This is a genomic window from Halorubrum sp. B52, from assembly GCF_059752555.1.
Map to the genome: position 1 here is coordinate 1 of NZ_MWTG01000008.1, position 19,530 is coordinate 19,530.

At 70.8% G+C, this 19,530-nt stretch carries 22 protein-coding genes; 14 read left to right on the forward strand and 8 right to left on the reverse strand.

The genetic code is table 11. The features are described 5' to 3' along the window. Positions 1-343 precede the first annotated feature (343 nt). The 3 genes from B4V04_RS05740 to B4V04_RS05750 all read left to right on the forward strand — a co-directional run bounded on the left by B4V04_RS05740 (position 344) and on the right by B4V04_RS05750 (position 2,541). Positions 344-478 carry a hypothetical protein gene (locus B4V04_RS05740; protein WP_498229961.1) on the forward strand — a complete coding sequence of 45 codons (135 nt, stop codon included), beginning with the start codon at positions 344-346 and terminating at the stop codon, positions 476-478. A gap of 64 nt (positions 479-542) precedes the next feature. Continuing rightward, positions 543-1,169, forward strand: a complete 627-nt coding sequence (locus tag B4V04_RS05745; protein WP_498229963.1) for a MaoC family dehydratase — start codon at positions 543-545, stop codon at positions 1,167-1,169. Positions 1,170-1,266: 97 nt separating this feature from the next. Then, positions 1,267-2,541, forward strand: coding sequence for an MFS transporter (locus B4V04_RS05750; protein WP_498229964.1), 1,275 nt, complete (start codon positions 1,267-1,269; stop codon positions 2,539-2,541). A gap of 22 nt (positions 2,542-2,563) precedes the next feature. Here the strand turns inward: B4V04_RS05750 and B4V04_RS05755 are convergent, their stop codons facing one another. From B4V04_RS05755 to B4V04_RS05765, 3 genes are all read right to left on the reverse strand, one after another. Next, positions 2,564-2,983 carry a hypothetical protein gene (locus B4V04_RS05755; RefSeq protein WP_498229966.1) on the reverse strand — a complete coding sequence of 140 codons (420 nt, stop codon included), beginning with the start codon at positions 2,981-2,983 and terminating at the stop codon, positions 2,564-2,566. 156 nt (positions 2,984-3,139) lie between these two features. Then, complete coding sequence (locus tag B4V04_RS05760) at positions 3,140-4,441, reverse strand: RNB domain-containing ribonuclease (protein WP_498229968.1); 1,302 nt, start codon at positions 4,439-4,441, stop codon at positions 3,140-3,142. 100 nt (positions 4,442-4,541) lie between these two features. Further along, positions 4,542-4,889 (reverse strand): DUF7562 family protein, encoded by a 348-nt coding sequence (locus tag B4V04_RS05765; RefSeq protein ID WP_498229969.1) that lies wholly within the window; start codon positions 4,887-4,889, stop codon positions 4,542-4,544. A 128-nt stretch (positions 4,890-5,017) separates the two neighbouring features. Between B4V04_RS05765 and B4V04_RS05770 the strand changes: the two genes are divergently transcribed. Next, positions 5,018-5,497, forward strand: a complete 480-nt coding sequence (locus B4V04_RS05770; protein ID WP_498229971.1) for a cation:proton antiporter regulatory subunit — start codon at positions 5,018-5,020, stop codon at positions 5,495-5,497. Between the two features lie 61 nt (positions 5,498-5,558). Further along, positions 5,559-6,794, forward strand: a complete 1,236-nt coding sequence (locus B4V04_RS05775) for a cation:proton antiporter (protein WP_498229972.1) — start codon at positions 5,559-5,561, stop codon at positions 6,792-6,794. Positions 6,795-7,269: 475 nt separating this feature from the next. On the opposite strand, the gene B4V04_RS05780 is transcribed toward B4V04_RS05775, so the two are convergent. The 3 genes from B4V04_RS05780 to B4V04_RS05790 form a co-directional block, all read right to left on the reverse strand. After that, positions 7,270-7,716, reverse strand: coding sequence for a DUF302 domain-containing protein (locus tag B4V04_RS05780; protein WP_144799857.1), 447 nt, complete (start codon positions 7,714-7,716; stop codon positions 7,270-7,272). Positions 7,717-7,837: 121 nt separating this feature from the next. Then, positions 7,838-8,125 (reverse strand): DUF5789 family protein, encoded by a 288-nt coding sequence (locus B4V04_RS05785; protein WP_498229974.1) that lies wholly within the window; start codon positions 8,123-8,125, stop codon positions 7,838-7,840. A gap of 372 nt (positions 8,126-8,497) precedes the next feature. Beyond that, positions 8,498-9,655 carry a M24 family metallopeptidase gene (locus B4V04_RS05790; RefSeq protein WP_498229976.1) on the reverse strand — a complete coding sequence of 386 codons (1,158 nt, stop codon included), beginning with the start codon at positions 9,653-9,655 and terminating at the stop codon, positions 8,498-8,500. A gap of 96 nt (positions 9,656-9,751) precedes the next feature. Here B4V04_RS05790 and B4V04_RS05795 point away from each other — a divergent pair, with 96 nt between their 5' ends. Both B4V04_RS05795 and B4V04_RS05800 read left to right on the forward strand, forming a co-directional pair. Beyond that, on the forward strand, positions 9,752-9,892 hold the full coding sequence (locus B4V04_RS05795; protein ID WP_498229978.1) for a hypothetical protein: 141 nt from the start codon (positions 9,752-9,754) through the stop codon (positions 9,890-9,892). Positions 9,893-9,966: 74 nt separating this feature from the next. Next, positions 9,967-10,197: a DUF7543 family protein gene (locus tag B4V04_RS05800; protein ID WP_498229980.1), complete on the forward strand. Its 231-nt coding sequence runs from the start codon at positions 9,967-9,969 to the stop codon at positions 10,195-10,197. 6 nt (positions 10,198-10,203) lie between these two features. Here the strand turns inward: B4V04_RS05800 and B4V04_RS05805 are convergent, their stop codons facing one another. Then, complete coding sequence (locus B4V04_RS05805; RefSeq protein ID WP_498229981.1) at positions 10,204-11,649, reverse strand: TiaS agmantine-binding domain-containing protein; 1,446 nt, start codon at positions 11,647-11,649, stop codon at positions 10,204-10,206. A 210-nt stretch (positions 11,650-11,859) separates the two neighbouring features. Between B4V04_RS05805 and B4V04_RS05810 the strand changes: the two genes are divergently transcribed. Further along, entirely contained in the window at positions 11,860-12,831 is a 972-nt protein-coding gene (locus tag B4V04_RS05810) for a transcriptional regulator (RefSeq protein ID WP_498229982.1), read from the forward strand. Positions 12,832-12,855: 24 nt separating this feature from the next. Here B4V04_RS05810 and B4V04_RS05815 read toward each other — a convergent pair whose 3' ends face one another. Next, positions 12,856-14,385, reverse strand: a complete 1,530-nt coding sequence (locus B4V04_RS05815) for a nucleotide-binding protein (protein WP_498229983.1) — start codon at positions 14,383-14,385, stop codon at positions 12,856-12,858. Between the two features lie 177 nt (positions 14,386-14,562). Between B4V04_RS05815 and ahaH the strand changes: the two genes are divergently transcribed. The 6 genes from ahaH (at position 14,563) to B4V04_RS05845 (ending at position 19,530) form a co-directional block, all read left to right on the forward strand. Next, on the forward strand, positions 14,563-14,919 hold the full coding sequence (ahaH, locus tag B4V04_RS05820) for an ATP synthase archaeal subunit H (protein WP_498229985.1): 357 nt from the start codon (positions 14,563-14,565) through the stop codon (positions 14,917-14,919). Between the two features lie 4 nt (positions 14,920-14,923). Then, on the forward strand, positions 14,924-17,146 hold the full coding sequence (locus tag B4V04_RS05825; protein ID WP_498230826.1) for a V-type ATP synthase subunit I: 2,223 nt from the start codon (positions 14,924-14,926) through the stop codon (positions 17,144-17,146). 166 nt (positions 17,147-17,312) lie between these two features. Continuing rightward, positions 17,313-17,564, forward strand: a complete 252-nt coding sequence (locus tag B4V04_RS05830; RefSeq protein ID WP_066412079.1) for an ATP synthase subunit C-like protein — start codon at positions 17,313-17,315, stop codon at positions 17,562-17,564. Positions 17,565-17,585: 21 nt separating this feature from the next. Further along, entirely contained in the window at positions 17,586-18,164 is a 579-nt protein-coding gene (locus B4V04_RS05835) for a V-type ATP synthase subunit E (protein ID WP_498229987.1), read from the forward strand. Beyond that, positions 18,161-19,207: a V-type ATP synthase subunit C gene (locus B4V04_RS05840; protein ID WP_498229989.1), complete on the forward strand. Its 1,047-nt coding sequence runs from the start codon at positions 18,161-18,163 to the stop codon at positions 19,205-19,207. The genes B4V04_RS05835 and B4V04_RS05840 overlap by 4 nt, the downstream gene beginning before the upstream one ends. Further along, positions 19,204-19,530, forward strand: coding sequence for a V-type ATP synthase subunit F (locus B4V04_RS05845; protein WP_498229990.1), 327 nt, complete (start codon positions 19,204-19,206; stop codon positions 19,528-19,530). Before B4V04_RS05840 ends, B4V04_RS05845 begins: the two co-directional genes overlap by 4 nt.

Consider the following 19,530-nt stretch of genomic DNA (forward strand, 5'->3'; position numbering starts at 1 on the left):
CCGATAACGGGACTCACGGCACGGTCGTCCGAGTTGAACAGGTTGCTTGGTTTCATAGTTTGAACCCAGCGGTCCACCGATGAAACGGCCGTCCGTTCCGATCGGTTAGCTGGTTACTCCCTGATTAACGGAGCCTCCTTATGTACTTACTGGCATAAATATCAACGCCGAAAATTAGGCGCACACGGTCAAATTCGTTGACCTGTACGCGATGCGTACGAAACCCACAGTCCGAGTCCTCGGCCGGACCTACGGCGATCGCGTGTCTCCGGACTCCGACGACGAGACGGTCGGGCCCGTTCCGTTGGAAGCGATTAAATACTCTCGGCGAATCGGTCGGGATATGGGCGTCTCAGAGATCCTCGAGGGAACGAACCTCTCGCATCGCCAGATGGGCGCGATCATGATCGGCTGGCTGGTGCTCGTCATCGTCGTCTCCGTCGGGCTGCTGCTGTACACGTCGTTCAACTTCGTGTAGCGCGCGCGGGCGGGTCCCGCGAACCCGGTCCTCTTTTTGTCGGTCGTTCCCCTCGGTACGCGGTATGGTTCGCGACACCGACGCGCACGACCGCGGGACATCGGATGAGACCGACGAGGGGAACTCGACCGCCGCGACCGACGGCGGCGCCGACCGCCGGCTCGTCGCCGGCTGGGAGGGCCGCTACTACGAGGATTTCTCGGTCGGCGACGTGTACAAACACCCGTACGGGCGGACGGTGACCGAGACGGACAACGTCTGGTTCACCAACCTCACGATGAACGTCAATCCGATGCACTTCAACGAGGCGTACGCCGCCGAGACGGAGTTCGGCGAGCGCCTCGTCGACGGCACCTTCGTCATCGCGCTGGCGGTCGGAATGAGCGTCGTCGACGTGAGCGCCAACGCCACCGCGAACCTCGGCTACGACGAGGTCCGCCACCACGCGCCCGTCTTCCACGGCGACACGCTGTTCGCGGAGTCCGAGGTGCTCGACAAGCGCGAGTCCGACTCTCGCGATCACGTCGGTATCGTCACCACGGAGCTGCGCGCGTACAACCAGGACGACGAGCTCGTGCTCTCCCTGGAGCGCACGCCGATGGTACTGAAGCGGTCGCACGCACAGCCGAGCGCGGCGCAGCCGACGGGCTGGCCGGAGGGGGTCGGCACCCAGCCGGCGGACTTGGAGTGACGCGGTCATCCGGGGGTCGTCCGCCGCGGTCCGGCGCTCCCGGCAACCCCGGCAGCAACCACCGGAGCTATCCCCGGCCGCGGGGAACGGTCGGCCGATGGACCGCGCCGAGCGACGGATCGTCGCCTTCACCGCCGGCTCGCACGGGCTCGTCCACACCTACGAGCTCTCGATCCCGATCCTGCTGACGGTGTGGATCGCGGAGTTCTCGACGACCGCGGCCACGCTCGGGCTCGTCTCCACCGTCGGCTACGGGCTGTTCGGGGTCGGCGCGCTCCCCGGCGGTATCCTCGTCGACCGGTTCGGCTCCAAGCCGCTCATCCTCGCCTGCCTCGGCGGGATGGCGGCGTCGTTCCTCCTCGTGAGCGTCGCCCCGAACCTGCTCGCGCTCGCGCTCGCCATCGGCGTGTGGGGCGTCACCGCGAGCGTCTACCACCCCGCGGGGCTGTCGCTGCTCTCCAAGTCCGTGGAGCAGCGCGGGACCGCGCTCGGCTACCACGGGATCGGCGGCAACCTCGGCATCGCCCTCGGCCCGCTGGCGACCGCGCTGCTCCTCCTGGCGTTCGATTGGCGGATCGTCGCGGCCGCGCTCACCGTTCCCGCCGTCGCCGTCGCCGCGTACGGCGTCACCGTCGACGTCGACGCGGCGCTCCCGGCGTCCGCGGCCGCCGACGGCGGGGGTGAGGGAGGGAGCGCCGCCGGAAGCGGCGGCGCCAAAGGCGAGGTGTCGCCGTCGACGATCGTCGACGACACGCGGGTCCTGCTCGCCGGGGGGTTCCTGATCGTGTTCGCGTTCGTCACGTTCAGCGGGCTCTACTACCGGACGTTCCTCACGTTCCTGCCGGACCTCCTCGGGGACGCCCTCGGCGGGCTGATCGATGTCCAACTCATCGACCCCGAGAGCCCGTACGCCGAGGAGTTCGACCTCGCGCGGTACGTGTACGTCGCCGTCCTCACGGTCGGCGTCCTCGGCCAGTACCTCGGCGGGCGGATCGCCGATCGGATCCGCCCGGAGCGGGGGCTGATCGCGCTCATGTCCGTCCTGGCGGTCCTCGCGCTGTTGTTCGTTCCCGCCGGCGCGACCACCGCGTCGTTCCTCGCGGTCTCGCTCGCGCTCGGGGTCGCGCTGTTCACCGTGCAGCCGCTCTCGCAGGCGACGGTCGCGGCCTACTCGCCGAGCGAGGCGCGCGGCATCTCGTTCGGCTACACGTACCTCGGCATCTTCGGCGTCGGCTCGCTCGGCGCCGCGCTCGCGGGGTGGGTCCTCACCCGCGCCGGCCCCCGCGAGCTGTTCCTCGTCCTCGCCGGCATCGCGGTCGCGGGCGCGCTCTCGGCCGCCGCGATCGCTCGGTTCGCGACTCGGCGGGACTGACGACGAGCGTCGCGCGCGCCGGTCACTCCTCGGACCGGTGGTCGTCCTCGCCGCCCTCGTTGTCCTCGCCGCCTTCGTTACCCTCGTCGCCCTCTTCGCCGACTTCGATCCGCACCGGTCCGTCGTCTCCGTGATCGTCGCCGGCGTCGTCCTCCGCCACGCGATCCGGCCCCTCGCCGGTCGCGTAGTCGTCGAGCGTCGTCTCGTGAGGGTCGTCGCGCTTCCCCTCCAGTTCGCTCAGCGCGTAGCCAACGGCGTAGCCGGTCGACCCGCCGAGGAACGCGCCGATCCCGGCGCCGATCGGACCGCCGCGGGCGCCGAGGACCGCCCCCGTGAACCCGCCGACCGTGGCGGCTCGCTCCGCGTCCCGCTCGGCCCGCGTGCGCTCCCGGTCGGCGATCCGATCGGCGGCGCGGCGCTCGTCGTGGTCGTGATGGGTCATGTCCAACGATAGGAACTCCGACGGTCTATACGCTTCGGCGAGGGTAGTTAGGGCGAGGCGGGAGGACTTGAGGCGAGGCGGGAGGAGTTGGGGCGAGGCGGGAGGAGTTGAGGCGAGGAGAGAGGAGTCGCGACGGGAGGCGGGCGAGCCGAGGCGTTAGACCGTGTGTTTCGCCTCTTCCGCGTCGTCGACGACCTCGATCCCGCGGTTGTTCACCGCGTGGGGATCGAGCCCCTGCTCCTGGAGGAACTGTTTGTATATGCGTTCGACCGTCTCGCCGTCTTTCTGCCGGTCGCTGGCGTGGTCGCACAGCTCCACGAGGGTCTCCGGCACGTCGTTCTCGTGGACGATCCAGTGGTTGATCGTGTCCGAGAGCCGGCGGATGGGCGAGGTGAAGTGGCCGTAGATGTCGAAGTTGAGCGCGTGGTGCCCGCCGAACGGGTCGTTCATGTACTTCGCACGGGGCATCACCTTCAGCACGGCGCGCTGGATCTTGTTCAGCTGGCGGCTCGGAGACTCTTCGAGGGCGGCGTTGACCGCCTTGCGCGGGTCGTCGCCCCACGCGTCGCCGGGGATGGAGACGCCGTCGAGCTCCTGGATCTCCTTCAGCGCCTCGCTCCACTGGTCCGGGGTCGGCTGCGGGTGGACGCGGTACATCGCCTCGACGCCGCGGTCCCACATCAGGGTGTGCGTCACCGCCTTGTTCGCCTTCAGCATCGACTCCTCGATGATGGTGTGCGCGCGGTCGCGGCGCGGGTTCAAGACGAGCGAGCCGTCCTCCTTGCGCTGCTCGTGCATCCGGTCGGCGAGCTCGAAGGCGAGCGCGTTCTCCTCGCCCAGCGGGAGCGAGGGGTCCTCTAACCGCTCCTCGCACTGCTTGTAGGTGAGCCGCTCGTCGGAGTTAATGACGGACTTGTAGATGTCGATGTCCTCGAACGAGAGCGTCTCGTCGTCGATCTCCATCTCGACGGTGTGCGCGAGTCGGTCCTCGTTGGGGACGAGCGAGCAGACCGTCTCCGCGAGCACCGGCGGGAGCATGTGGATCGTGTAGTCGGGCAGGTAGACGGTGTTCGCCCGCTTCACCGCCTCCTCCCACATCGCCGTGTCGGGCGTGACGTAGTGGGTGACGTCGGCGATGTGGACCCACAGCCGGTAGGCGCCCTCCTCGCGCTCGATGGAGATCGCGTCGTCGAAGTCCTGCGCGTCGACCGGGTCGGTGGTCCACGTCGTCAGGTCGCGGAGGTCCTCGCGCTCGTCGATCTCGGCTTCGATCTCCTCGTACACGCCCTCGGTCCGAGTCTCGGCCTCGCGCAGGACCTCGTTCGGGAACTCGTCGGGGATCTCGAACTCCTCGAACAGGTCCGCCCGCTTGTCGGCGAGGCGGTCCGCCAGCTCCGGCGTGATCGTCACGGGACCTTGGTCCTCGGCGGACCCCGGTTTCGGCTCGTCGTCTGACATACCGGGACCAACGCGGGTCCGTTAGAAAGGCCTGTCGGGGTCGGAAAGCCCCGTCGGGGGGCGGGAGGGGCCATTGGACGCGGTGCGCCGGCGGAGCGCGCTAGCGGTCGCGGTCCGACGGCTCCCGGTCGCGGTCGGATCGGCCGCGGGACTCGGTCGCGTCGTCGTCGCTCCCGTCGAGCGCCACCGCGTCGGCGTAGCGGCCGAGGAACTCCTCGCGCGAGAGCCCGTCGCCCTCGATGGAACAGACGAGCGACTCGAGCCCGTCGCGGGGCTGGTGACAGAGCTCGTCGTCGCAGTCGGTACAGAGGTACTCGAACTCCTTGTCGCGCCGGTTCCAGCGGTCCCCCTCCTTGTCGTACTCGCGCGCGTCCTCGCGCAGCAGCGAGTCGCCGCACGCGATACAGGTCACCGTCCGCCGGTCCCGGTTCCTCCGGGATCCCCACATGGTCGACCTCTCGGTCTCACCCCACTTAGCGTTTGGTGCGGGGCGGTCGCACGCGCGTCGTACGCGCGTCGCCCGAGCCCGGCGCCCGCGACGTGTACACCTATTACGCTGGCACCGCTCCCCTCGGTATGACGATCCGCGAATCCGATCTCCCCGGCGTCGGGAAGAAGTTCGAGATCGAGCTCGACGACGGCGAGATGGTCGTCGTCATCCACAACACGGGCAAACGCGAGCTGTTCCGCCGGCCCGACCCGGACGCCGACTCGGAGAAGGTGTTCGAGTTCGGCGACGACCTCGCCCGGACGATCGGCTCGATCGTCGAGGGCGCGTACTTCCAGCCGGTCGAGCCCGACACGCAGGAGACGACCCTGCCCGGCGGCATCCTCCTGGAGTGGTACGAGCTCCAGCCGGGATCGCCGCTCATCGGCGAGACGCTGGAGAGCGCGGACATCGGCAACCGGACCGGACTCGCCGTCGTCGCGCTTCAGCGCGGCGACGAGGTCGTCGAGAGTCCGAGCGCCGACACGACGCTCCGCGAGGGCGACACGGTCATCGGGGTGGGGACGCCGGAGAACTGCGCGGCGTTCGAGGAGCTCCTCACCGAATGAGCGGCCGCGCCGACGCGGTCGGGGCGAACCCTCGACTCGCCCGCCCCGGAGGTGGCCGGTAGTGGCGCTGCTCGACGTCGGCGTCATGTTCGCCGCGGTCGCGGTCGCCGGCGGGCTCGCGAACCGCGTCGGCCAGTCCGTGATCCCCTTCTACATCGTCGCCGGGATGCTGCTCGGGGAGTTCGTCCTCGGGCGGCTCGCGTTGCCGACGGTCGGGACCGTCTACGTCCCCGAGACGGAGTTCATCGCGCTCGGCGCGGAGCTCGGGATCGTCTTCCTCCTCTTTTTCCTCGGGCTGGAGTTCAACCTCGACCGCCTGCTCGCGCGGCGGCGCCAGATCGGGACGGCGGGGACGATCGACCTCGCGAACTTCGGGGCCGGGCTCGTCCTCGGCTGGCTCGTCTTCGGGGCGCTCCTGCCCGCCTTCCTGCTCGCCGGGATCGTGTACATCTCCTCGTCGGCGGTGATCACGAAGTCGCTCATCGACCTCGGCTGGATCGCCAACGACGAGGCGGAGCCGCTGCTCGGCACCCTCGTCTACGAGGACCTGTTCATCGCCGTCTACCTCGCGGTCGCCTCGGCGCTCGTGCTCGGCGGCGGCGACGTGGCCGCGGCCGCGGTCGACGTCGGGATCGCGATCGGATTCATCCTCGCGCTGCTGGCCGCGGTCCAGTACGGCACGCCCGCGTTCGACCGGCTGGTGGAGACCGACAACCCGGAGTTCGTCGCGCTCCGGTCGATCGCGACCGTGGTGCTCGTCGCCGGCGCGGCGCTCGCGCTCGGCGTCAGCGAGGCGGTCGCCGCCTTCTTCGTCGGGATGGCGTTCGCCTCGACGGAGTACGCCCACGAGATCGAGACGCTGCTCGAACCCGTCCGCGACACGTTCGCGGCGGTGTTCTTCTTCTGGATCGGGCTCGTCACCGACCCGCTGCTGTTCGGCGGCGTGGCGGCGCTGATCGCGCTCGCGGTGCTCGTGACGACGCCGACGAAACTCGTCACCGGCTTCTTCGCCGGGCGAGCCTTCGACCTCGACACCCGGCGGTCGACTCGCGTCGCGCTCGGGATGACGACCCGCGGGGAGTTCTCGCTGATCATCGCGACGGTCGCCGTGAGCGGGGCCGACGCGGGGACGCTCGACCCGGCGCTCGCGCAGACGATCAACGCGTTCGCGGTCGGCTACGTGCTCGTGATGGCGATCCTCGGGACGACGCTGATGCAGTACTCCGGGCCGTTCGAGTCGGTCGCGGTGTCGTGGCTGGACCGCGGCGTGGATGGCGGCGGGACGGATCGGCTGTGATCGATCGACTCCAGACCGTCGGCGGGGACATCTGACGGTCCGGTCGCTCGTTTATAAATAACCGATCACACATCGACGGCAACGACCTCCGAAACACCAGTCGTTCGGCTGTACGTGATCCGTTCCTCCGCGACGACGACCTCCAAAGCCCCAGCCGTGAGCGGGGCGCACGCTCGCTGCGCGCTTCGGTCGTTCGCTTCGCTCACTCCCTGCAGTGCTTACGTCGCCTGCGCCCCGCTCACGGCTGCCCCTTTGAGTCCCGCCCCGCACCGCACGCCACCGCACCTCACGCCTCCCCAGCCTCGGCGGACGCTCCGGCGCGGGCGGAGCCGCGCCGGACCGCCGCCTCCCTCGCGCTCGGTTCGCGCCCTCACGGGCGCTCACCGGCGCGCCACCGCACCGGTCGTTTATATACCGGCCTCGTCGCTCTCGGATCTCTTTAAAAATATCGTCGCGGAGACGCCGTCTCCGTCGACTACTCCGCCAGCTCCGCGAACACCGCGTCGACCATCTCGCCGGTGTCCTCGATTATCGCGTCCATCTCCTCGTCGTCGACGGGCATGCCGAGGAGGCGGGCGATCTTCATGATCGAGACGTGGTAGACGACCTGCTCGCCGGGCGACTCCTCCCAGACGATCATGTTGCAGGGGAACAGCCCGCCGATGCGCTTGTCGGTCGCGTCGAGCGCGCGGTCCGCCATCGCCGGGTTGCAGGCGCCGAGGACGTAGTACGGGTCGCGGTCGGCGTCGACCTTCTCGTTCAGCATCTCGGACGGGGAGAACTCGACCGGGATGCCGAAGCCGGCGTCGAGACACACCTCGCGGACGCGCTCGATCGCGGACTCGTGGTCCATCGACAGCGTCGCGCGCGTCTCGCCGTACTCCTCGGGGTCCAGCTCGTGCGGATCGAAGGGGATCGCCATACGTCGACTCCGCGTCATCGGAACAAAAAGGCCGCGGCGGAGGAGCGGGTCGGAACGAAGCGGGGCAGGATCGGGCGGGACGGACCGGGCGGGACGAACCGGGCAGGACGGACCGACGATGCTACTCGGTCGCGACCGGACCGCGCCCGACGAGCTCCTCGACCTCCGCGACGAACTCGCTGCGGCTCTCGAACAGCGGCACGTCGGAGTCCGCGAGCACGTCGTCGAGATCGCGAGCGCCGTCCGGGCTCCGGACCGTCGCGTCGCCCTCCTGTGCGACGACGTCGCTGCGCTTCGCGGGCCACGTGAGCCGGGACGCGACGCGGGCGATCGGCTCGCCCGCCACGTCCGGTCCCTCGCCGAGCTCGACGGCCGGTTCGCTCTCTTCGGCCTCGTCGTTGTCGCTCATACCCCGCGGTTCCGCTCCGGCGACACTAATGGTTTCGATGCCGAGTGGCCGCCGATCCCCCGCCGCGGAGCGCCGCTCGATCGCCCGAAAGATCGGCTTTCGTTCTCTTCTGTCCGGAATAGTTACCGATACGTTCGTCTCCCCGCGACTGACGACCGACTCCGGAAACCGAAATAATTCGGTATCACAACTATAGGATTCGGCAATAACCACCGATTGCGGAGCAGGCACACGGCTCCCGCATCTCGCGTCGGGCCCCCGGCGCGCCGGTTTTCGGCGCGCCTCCCCACCGCGCTCCCCTTTCGCGTCGCTCTTCGCGCGGTTCTCACTTTACGGATACGGCTCCCTCAACGCCGCGACCGGACGGACCGGTCACCGCCAGCCGCGGTCGGTGTCGTTCAGGCGCTCCCGGCCGTCCGCGGTGACGACGACGAGGTCCTCGATCCGACAGCCGAACCGTCCGTCGAGGTAGACCCCCGGCTCGACGGAGAAGGCCATCCCCGGCTCGAGCTCGCGGTCGTTGCCCGCGACGAGGTACGGCTCCTCGTGGACGTCGAGCCCAACCCCGTGTCCGGTCCGGTGGACGAACGCGTCGCCGTACCCCGCCGCTTCGATCACCTCGCGCGCGGCCCGGTCGACCGCCCCGGCCGTGACGCCCGGCTCGACGGCGTCGACCGCGGCGGCCTGCGCCTCCCGGACCGCCTCGTGGACGCGCTCGTACTCCGCGGGTGGGTCGCCGTCGAACACCAGCGTGCGCGTCTGGTCGGAGGGGTAGCCGTCGACGCGCGTCCCGAAGTCGAGCACGACGGGCTCGCCCGTCCGGATCTCGCGGTCGCCGTGGCCGTGGTGCGGCTTCGAGCCGTTCGGGCCCGCGGCCACGATCGTCTCGAAGGAGACGCCCGTCCCGCCGTGAGCCGCCAGCCGGTCGGCGATCCACTCGGCGAGCTCGCGCTCCGTCATCCCCACCGCGTCGGCGCCCAGCCCGCGGAGGTCGCGGACGGTCGCGTCCGCGGCGGCGGCGGCCTCGCGCAGCGCCGCCAGCTCGGCGTCGTCCTTGCGGATCCGGAGGTCGGCGAGGGCCTCGCTCGCGAGTCCCCACGTCGCGTCCGGCGCCGCCGCCCGGAGGTCCTGGGTGAACGTCGCCCACATCGCGTCGTCGACGAGCAGGCGCCCCTCGCGGAGGCCGCGGTCGGCGAGCAGGTCGCGCGCGGCCGCCACCGGGTCGTCGCCGTCGGCCCACGTCCGCACGTCGGCGACGCTCGTCTCCTCGCGCACCTGCGATTCGTACAGCGACGGGACGAGGAGGGCGGGCGCGTTCCCGTCGCCCGTCGCGTCGCCCCTGCCGTCGCCCCCGTTCCCGCTCTCCGCCGCCGGCACCGCGAGCAGGAAGTGGCGCTCGCTCGGCTCCGCGTCGAACCCGGTGAGGTACTGGAGGTTCCGGCTCGGGAAGCAGACGAGCCCGTCGGCGTCGACCGCTCGGAGCCGGGCCGCGGCGCGCGCCCGCCGGTCCGCGTGGATGTCGTCGGCCATGGCCGTCCTCGGCCCGGCGGTCGCTTATAAGTAGGGCCTCGTTGACGGCGCGGCAGGCGGCGCGTAACCATACGGGTGGCCGTGCTACGGGGAGACATGAGCATCGAGAACGCGTCGACGTTCGACTGCCCGGAGTGCGACGTGACCGCCCCCTCGGCGTCCGTCCCGTACGACACCCTCGGCTACGCGGTCTGCCCAGTCTGTTCGCACACGACGGGTCCGGCCGACGAGGCGTAGACCGTCGGACCGGTCCCCCACCCGCCGCGCGCCCGAACCGGGCCGTTTTAGCCGCCGCGCCCGCCCCCAGAGGTATGAGCTGGTCTCTGGGACGCGAGGACGACACGATCACCGAGTGGGAGCGCTCCGACGGCTACGCGACGGTCCGCGTCCGCGAGCGCGCCGACGGCGGGTTCGTCGTCCGCCTCGACGTGATGGAACAGGCCGCCGACGCGTCGGCCTACGAGCGCGAGCGCTTCGACGACCGCGAGGCCGCGCTCGACCGCGCCGCCGAGTGGCGCGAGGAGCGGTCGCTCGACGACTGACCCCGGTCACCGCTCCGGGTGGACCGGCGCGTCGAACCCGCCCCGCACGAGCGGCTTCGCGACGTGGCGTCGGGCGCTCGGGGGAACCTCGTACCAACCGGGCTCCAAGTCGCGGTCGACCTCGCGGGCGACCTTCCCGGGCGCGGCGGTGTCGCAGTCGCGACAGCGGTACCCCTGTCCCCGGCCCGCCGACGACATCGACCGCCCGCAGTCCGGGCAGGTCGGCACCGCCGGTTCGGTCCGCACGAGGTCGCGGACCGCGAACTTCTCCAGCTTGAGCGTCGCGGTCGGGCCCTCCGCGGTTCCTCCTTCGGCGTCGCGTCGCTCGTGCTCGCCGCACAGCGTCACCCGGTCGCCGGGCCGGAGAGCGCGCACGCGGTCGCGGAAGCGGCCGGTCGGCGCGAAGGCGACGCACCGGAGGCGGGCCGCGTCGTCCCCCTCGTCACTCCCGCCCGTCTCCTCCGCCCCGGGCGCCGCGACGTCGACGTGGACGTGACCCCCCCGTTTCGTCTCCGGCTCGCCCGCGACCGCGCCGGCGACCCGGTAGCCCGCGCCGTCGCGGAGGGCGCCGATCCGCCCGGGCGCGAGGTGAGCGTCGGTGCCCTGGTTCGTGAGGAAGGTGACGGCGCGCTCGATCGGTTCGCTCTCGATGGCCTCGGCGACCTCCCGGCACGCCGCCGGGTCGTCGCCGCGGATCCCGTGGAGGATCGGGCCGGGGGCGTTGGGGACGCAGACGGCCGCTCCAGTCTCGCGATCGACGGTGTCCCAGACGGTCGGGTACCCCGCGTCGGCCGCGGCGAAGACGCTCTCGACGTCGACGTCGCGTGGGGTCCCGCAGCGGTCCAGCTCGCGGTAGGAGATGCGCTCCGCCGTCCAGTCGCCGAATGCGGCCGGGGCGCCGACCGCCGCGAGCGCGCCGATCCGCCCGCGACCGGCGACGGCCGCCGCCTCTGTCTCCCCGCCGGTCCCGAACGCGGCGTGCCGGTAGCCGTGCGCCTCGGCGAGGTCGAGGGCCTCGTCGAGCCCGATCCGGTGCCGGAGCGCGCGCCGGGCGAAGTCGGCGACGTCGTCGGGGATCCGCGACGTCGACGACGCGTCGCCGGCGTCCTCCGAGGAGCCGGCGGGGGCGATCGGCGCGAACGGGTCTCCGTCGACGTCGACGTCGGCGACGACGACGCCCGGCGAGGTCCGCGGGTCGTCGGCCGCGGCGAACTCCCGGACCGCCTCCGCGGCGAGGTCGAACGCCGCCGCCGGATCGACTCCGGAGACGTGGACCGCGACGGCGGCGTTCCCCCGCGTTTTGTGTTTCACGGCGGGGTTCAGCCGGACGAGGAGCCGGCGGCGGACCCGCCCCCCGGCCGCTTCGAGGCGCTCCGCGAGCCGCGCGCCGACGTACGTCGTGCACATCCCGCGCTCGCGGGAGTCGGTGTCGTCGACGGCGACGATGGGCATACGCGCCCTTGCCCGCTCCCGGACAAACCCGTTTCGGCCGGGCGCTCGGGGGCGCGTTCGCGACGGTCGTCCGCCGCGGTCCGGCGCTCTATCCCCGCATCGGTATTTAACCGCTCCGCCGGGTCGGACGGGGAAATCGCAAGCGGGCGACGGTTTCGCGCAAACGCAAGTGACACAACGCATATATACGCCGAACCGCTTATTTCGGGTATGTCCCGGACTGCGCTGATCGAGAACGTCACCGCGATGCTTGAGGACGCGGGCTTCCTCGTCAGCGACCGGTGTGCGGTCCGGCCCAAGAGCTTCGACGTGGCGGCCCGGCGCGACGAGGACCTCCTCCTCTTGAAGATCCTCGGCAACGTCGACGCCCTGGACGCGGAGACCGGCGCGGAGATGCGCCGGCTCGGCGAGTACCTGCGGGCGACGCCGATGGTGATCGGGATCCGGACCCGCGACGAGGAGCTGAAGCCCGGCGTCGTCTACTTCCGGCACGGCGTCCCGGTGATCAACCCCGACACGGGGTACGACCTGTTCGTCGAGGGGATGCCGCCGCTCATCTACGCGGCGCCCGGCGGGCTCTACGTGAGCCTCGACGGCGACCTCCTCGCCGACGAGCGCGAGGAGCGCGGCTGGTCGCTCGGCCGGCTCGCGACCGAGCTCGGCGTCTCCCGGCGCACCGTCTCGAAGTACGAGGACGGGATGAACGCCTCCATCGAGGTCGCGATCCAGCTGGAGGAGCTGTTCGACGAGCCGTTCTCCAGCCCGGTCGACGTGCTGGAGGGGGCGGACGAGGTGCGCGACGCCGACCCGACCCCCTCGGCGCCCGAGACCCACCCCGACGACGAGCACGTCCTCCACGTGCTCACCAACGCCGGCTTCACGGTCCACCCGACCGCGCGGGCGCCGTTCAAGGCGGTCTCGGAGGACGAGCAGCGCGCCGAGACCCGCGTGCTCACCGGCCACTCGGCGTTCACCCCCGCGGCGGAGAAGCGCGCTCGGATCATGTCCTCGATCGGCGAGGTCGCTCGGACGCGGTCCGTCTACTTCACCGAGGAAGACGAGAAGCGCGAGTCGGTCGACGGCACCGCGCTGGTCTCCTGCGAGGAGCTCGCGGGCATCACCGACCCCGAGGAGATCCGCGAGCTCATCCGCGACCGGGCGGAGGCCCCCTCCGAGGCCTGAGACCGCGGGCGCGTCCCGACCCGCTTACCGCCCGAACAGCCGACTGAAGAAGCCGCCGCCGCTGTCGTCGTCCTTCTCGCCGTCGTCCTTCTCGCCGTCGTCCGCCGTCTCGCTCCCCGCATCCTCCGTCTCCTCCGCGTCTCCGTTGCCCTCGGAGAGCACGGTGTTCATGCCGCCGGTGTCGTCGTCGCGGAACGGGACGCTCCCCGCGAGCTCGTTGTCCGGATCGGCCGCTTCCGCCTCGTCGGTCTCTGCCTCGTCGGCCTCCGCGACCTCGTCGGCCTCCGCCTCGTCAACCTCCGTATCGTCGGTCGCTTCCTCGTCGTCCGCGGTCGCTTCTTCGGTGTCTTCCGGCGTCGCTTCTTCGACGCCGTCCGCCGCGGGATCGTCGCCGAGGTCAGCGTCGTCCGCCGCGGACTCGTCGTCGAACGCCTCGGCCTCGTCCGCGTCCTCCTCGATCATCGCCTCGAGGTCGTCGCCGTCGACGCGCTCCTCGCCGACGGTCTCCGTCTCGCCGGTCGCGTCCGTTTCCGCGTCGCCCTCCTCCGGGACGGGGTCCTCGTCGGCGACGATGATCTCCTCCTCGTCGCCCGGATCGCTCAGCCCGCCCGACTCGGCATCGGCGACGATGATGTCCTCGTCGGCGTCGTCGGCGCCGTCGATCGGCGCGTCTCCGGCGTCGTCCGCCGGCCCGCTTTCGGACTCGGCGACCGCCTCGGCGCCTTCCGTCTCGTCGCCGTCGTCGGTTCCCGCGGAGTCATCCGCTTCCTCTCCTTCGTCGGCCCCGCCGGCCTCGTCGGTCCCACCGGACTCGCCGACCCCGGCGCCCTCGACGGTCGCGCCCGTCAGGGCCCGAGTGAGGTCCCGGTAGGCCCGGGTGGCGGGCGCGTCCGGCGCGAACGTCGGGAGCGGTCGGTTCGCGGTCGCCGCCCGCACCACCGCGTCGTCCTCCGGGATCCGGCCGAGGACCGGCGCGTCGAGTACGCCTCCGACGTCGCCGAGCCCGTCGGCGCCGACCTCGTCGGGGTCGGCGTCAGGGTCGACGCGGGTGATCGCGGCGCCGGCGACTTCGCCGCCGAGCCGCTCCGCGAGCTGTCGGGTCTTCTCGGTGTCGCCGAGGGCGCTCCGCTCGGCGGTCGAGACGAGCAGCGTCTCGTCGGCGATCGCGAGCGGGAGGCTGGAGTCGTGCGAGAGCCCCGCGCCGGCGTCGACGAGGACGTAGTCGGCGCCCGCGAAGGCGTCGACGGTGTCGCCGAGTCCGGCGGGGTCCGCCGCCGCGTAGGCGTCGAGGTCGTCCGAACCGGGGACGACGCGGAGCCCCTCCGGCCCCTCGTGGACCGCGTCGAGCGGGTCGGCCCGCCCCGCGAGCACGTCGTGGAGCGTCGTCTCGCCGGGCGTCACGCCCAGCGCGCCCGCGAGGTTCGCCATGCCGATGTCGGCGTCGATCGCGACGACGTCGGCGCCTGAGCCCGCCAGGATCGTCGCCATCGCCGCGGTCGTGGTGGTCTTCCCGACCCCACCTTTCGCCGACGCGACCGCATACACCGTTGCCATACGGTGACGGTCCGGCGACTGGTACTTAAATGTAGGCGGCGGACGCCGCCGGACACCGGACCGAGGGGGTCGGCCGCCGCCGATCCCTCGTCGACCCCCGCCGATACCGGGGGCGACGCCCGCCAACTTTCGCAAACACCTTATACGTCGCTTGTAGAGTTTCAGGCGATTAGTAGCATGGCCAGACCAGAGGTGCTCGACCGGATCAAGGAGGCTGAACGGGAGGCGGACGAGATCATCGCGGAGGCGGAATCTGACGCCGACGAGCGCCTCGCCGAGGCTCGGGAGCGCGCGGAGGCGATCCGCGAGGAGGCCGAGGAGGAGGCGGAGTCCGAGGCCGAAGCGCGGCTCGAAGCGGCCCGCGAGGAGATCGAGGAGCGCCGCGAGGAGATCCTCGAGTCGGGCCGGTCCGACCGCGACGAGCTCGAACGCGAGGCCCGCGAGCGCGTGGACTCGGCCGTCGACTACGCAGTCGAACGGTTCGAGGAAGCGGTGAATCAACAGGCCGAGGAGGCGGTGGATGCTCAGGCCTGAGCGGATGAGCAAGGTGTCGGTGACGGGCTCGAAGCGCGTCATCGACGACGTCATCGAGGCGGCGTACGCGCACCACTCGCTGCACGTCACCGACTACGACGAGCGCTACGAGGGGTTCGCGCCCGGCGAGTCGCTCGAGGGCGCCGAGACGGTGAACGAGCGGCTCGTCACGGTCCGGTCGCTGGAGAGCGTCCTCGACGTCGAGGGCGACGAGGTCGACGCGGTCCGCGCGCTCGACGACGCGGAGCTCGAACGCGAGCTCGCCGACGTCCGCGAGCGCGTCAACGCGCTCAACGACCGGCGGGACGAGCTTCAGACCGAGATCCGCGACCGGGAGGAGGAGATCGACCGGATGGAGCCGTTCGCCGACCTCGGCATCGAGCTCGACCTGCTGCGCGGCTACGACTCGCTGGAGGTCGTCGTCGGCGAGGCCAAGCCCGACGCGGTCGAGGCGACGCTCGCGGACGCCGACGGGATCGACGCCTACGAGGTGTTCGCCGGGAGCGACGTCGTGGCGGTCTTCGCGAAGCCCGCCGACGGCGCCGAGGCGGGAGTCCTGCAGGACTCGCTCGTCGGCGTCGACATCGCGCTGCTGGAGGTCCCCGAGGCCGACGCCAGCCCCGCCGACTACGTCGCGGAGCTGGAGCGCGAGCGCGAGGAGCTGCGGGCCGACCTCGAGTCGGTCGAGGCCGACCTCGCCGAGGTGAAGGAGGAGGCGGCCGGCTTCCTGCTCCGCGCCGAGGAGCAGCTCACCATCGAGGCCGAGAAGAAGGAGGCGCCGCTCTCGTTCGCGACCACGGAGAACGCGTTCGTCGCCGAGGGGTGGATCCCCACGGACGCCTACCCCGACTTCGAGGCGGCCATCGCCGACGCCGTCGGCGACCACGTCGAGGTCGAGGAGCTCGAACGCGCCTCGTTCACGCCCGACGGCGACCACCACACCGAGGCGGTGGGCGGCGACGGGGGCGATTCCGCGAGCGCGGCCGACGACGACGCGGCGGACGCCACCGCCGAAAAGGCGGCCGCCACCGACGGCGGCCACGCGATGCACGGCGACGACGACCCGCCGGTCGTCCAGGACAACGGGAGCGCGGCGGGCCCGTTCGAGCTGCTCGTGCAGGGGTTCGGCCGGCCGAAGTACTCGGAGTTCGACCCGACGCTCCTCGTCTTCCTCACGTTCCCGCTCATGTTCGGGTTCATGATCGGCGACGTCGGCTACGGCGTGCTCTACGCCGCGATCGGCTACTTCATGTACAGCCGATACGACGGCACCTTCCGCGAGCTCGGCGCCGTCGCGATGTGGGCCGGCGGCTTCACGATCCTGTTCGGGATCTACTTCGGGATCGACGTGTTCGGCTACCACGCCTACCAGCTGCTGCCCGGTGACGTCCACTGGCCGGTCGCCGGGAAGGGGCTCTCGCCGGCAGACCTCGACTGGGCGCTGTCGTTCCTCGTCGTGAGCGTGCTGTTCGGGATCGTTCACCTGAACGTGGGTCACGCCCTCTCGTTCGTGAGCAACTACCAGCAGCACGATCTCAAACACGCGCTGTACGAGGGCGGGTCGTGGCTGCTGCTGCTCAACGGCGCGTGGATCTGGATCTTCAGCCAGCACCTGCCGGGTCCGAAGCCCGACTTCCTCTTCGAGTCGTTCTCGATCCTCACCTTCGGGGCGGTGTCGTTCGCCGGCTTCCCGGTCGCGGTCGGGATCGGCGGGGTCATCGCCGCCGGACTCGGCGTGGTGCTGCTCGCGATCGGCGAGCCGCCGGAGCTCGCCGAGGTGCTCTCGCCGATCGTCAACGTCATCTCGTACGCCCGGATCATGGCGGTGCTGCTCGCGAAGGGCGGGATGGCGCTCGCGGTGAACCTGCTCGCGTTCGGCGCGTACATCGACGGCGGCGGTGACGGGAGCTTCCACTTCATCTTCACGCCGGAGTACCTCTCGTACGTTCAGGAGCACTCCGTCGCGAACGGCGGCGAGTACGAGCTCGTCTTCGCCGGGCTGACGACGGCGTTCGAGCCCGGCCTCGTCGGCGTCGTCGCGCTCCTCGCCGGCATCGCGGTGGCGTTCGTCGGCCACGTCGTCGTCCTCCTGCTCGGCGTCACGTCGGCCGGCATTCAGGCCGTGCGTCTCGAGTACGTCGAGTTCTTCGGGAAGTTCTACGAGGGCGGCGGAGAGACGTACCTCCCGTTCGGCTACGACCGGGAGTACACCGCCGACGATCGGTAGCCGCGGTATCCCTCTGTCCGGTCGGATTTTCTCGGAGCGGAACGCGCCGAGAGGCGTCTCTTCGCCCGCCGTCGCGGGCGTTCCGTTCGGTCGTTTTGGGAAGCTTTATGACTACTGTGGCGGCAACTAGCTACTGTTCGGAGACGAGCAACCGGAACTACTACCAATGCTTGAAGCTACCAACGCACTCGGGAACGCCGTACTGTCCACCGGAGGAACACTGACTGATCCGAGCGCCGCCGCGGCGCTCGCCGTCGGTCTCGCGGCCCTCGGTGCCGGCTACGCAGAGCGTGGGATCGGCTCGGCCGCCGTCGGCGCGATGGCCGAGGACGACGACCTCTTCGTCAACGGGCTCATCCTGACGGTCCTTCCCGAGACGATCGTTATCCTCGCACTCGTCGTCGTCTTCATCGTCTAAGCGGTACCCCCCTTTACACCAATGAGTTTGGACACTGTCGTTGAGGACGTTCGAGACGAAGCCCGCGCGCGTGCAGAGGAGATCCGCGAAGCGGCGGAGTCCGAGGCGGACGAGATCGTCGCCGAGGCGGAGACCGACGCCGAGCGCATCCGCGAGGAGCGGCTCGCGGAGGTCGACCGACAGATCGACCAGGAGCGCGAGCAGACGCTCTCGTCGGCCAAGCTCGAGGCCAAACAGGAACAGCTCGGCGCCCGCCGCGACGTCCTCGAAGACGTCCGCGACGACGTCGAGGCCGCCATCGAGGGGCTCGACGACGACCGCCGGCGCGAGCTGACCGAGACGCTGCTCGACGCGAGCCTCGCGGAGTTCGACGACGACGAGGACGTCGCCGTCTACACCCGCGCCGAGGACGTCGAGCTCCTCGAGGATCTCGTCGCGGACCGCAACGCCGAGGTCGACGGCGAGGTCGACTGTCTCGGCGGCGTGGTCGCCGAGAGCGACACCTCTCGCGTTCGCGTGAACAACACGTTCGACTCGGTCCTGGAGTCCGTCTGGGACGACGAGTTGAAGAACATCTCGGAGCGGCTGTTCGACCAATGAGCGCCGTCGGGAGCTCGAACCCGGAGTACGTCGTCGCGCGGGTTCGCGCCCGCCGCGGCAGCCTCTACGGGGACGAGGAGTACCGCAAGCTGACCCGCATGGGCCCGGCGGAGATCGCCCGGTTCATGGAGGAGTCCAGCTACGGCCGTGAGATCAACGCCCTCGGGAGCCGCCACGGCGGCGTGGACCTCATCGAGTACGCGCTGAACCGGAACCTCGCACAGCAGTTCGAGGGGATCTTAGAGTGGAGCGAGGGGGCCCTGTACGACCAGATCGCCCGCTACCTCCGCAAGTTCGACGCGTGGAACGTGAAGACGGTCATCCGCGGCGTCTACACCGACGCGGACCAGTCCGACGTCGAGGTCGACCTGATCCGCGCCGGCGAGTTCGACGACCGGCGGATCCGCCGCCTGCTCGAAGCGGACTCGATCGACGCCGTCGTCGAGGTGTTAGAGGACACGATCTACGGGCCGCCGCTCCGCGAGGCGTACGCCGAGTACGAGGAGACGGACGTGCTGGTCCCCCTCGAGAACGCCGTCGACCGCGCGTTCTACGAGCGGCTCCTCTCGGGGCTCGGCAACGACGAGCCGACCCGGCAGTACGAGGCGTTCCTCAAGGCGGAGGTCGACTTCCGGAACGCGACCAACGCCCTCCGGCTCGCCCGGTCGGGCGCGGACATCGACCCCGCCGCGTACTTCATCGAGGGCGGCGAGCTGTTCACCCGCGGGTCGCTCGCGCGGCTCGCGCGGAACCTCGACGAGCTCGTGGAGTACATCGCGGACAGCCAGTACGCCGACGAGCTCGGCCCGGCGCTGCGCGAACTCGAGGAGGCGGACAGCCTCATCGCGTTCGAGCACGCGACCGACGCCGCGCTGCTGGCGTACGGCGACCGGCTCGGGACGATCCACCCGGTGTCGGTCACCCCGGTCATCTCCTACATCCTCGCGAAGGAGCGCGAGGTGGAGAACATCCGGGCGATCGCCCGCGGGAAGGAGGCCGGGCTGTCGGCCGACGAGATCGAATCGGAGCTGGTGATAACATGAGCCAGGAGATCGCCGTCGTCGGCAGCCCCGAGTTCACGACCGGGTTCCGGCTCGCCGGCGTGCGGAAGTTCGAGAACGTCCCGGACGACGAGAAGGACGAGCGGCTCGACGACGCCGTCGAACGGACCCTCGACGACGAGGACACCGGCATCATCGTGATGCACGACGACGACCTCGACCACCTCTCGCGGGGGACCCGCGAGGCGGTGGAGGGGAGCATCGAGCCCGTGCTCGTCACGCTCGGCGGCGCCGGCGCCGGCAGCGGCGGGCTGCGCGACCAGATCAAACGAGCCATCGGGATCGACCTGATGGAGGAGGACTAA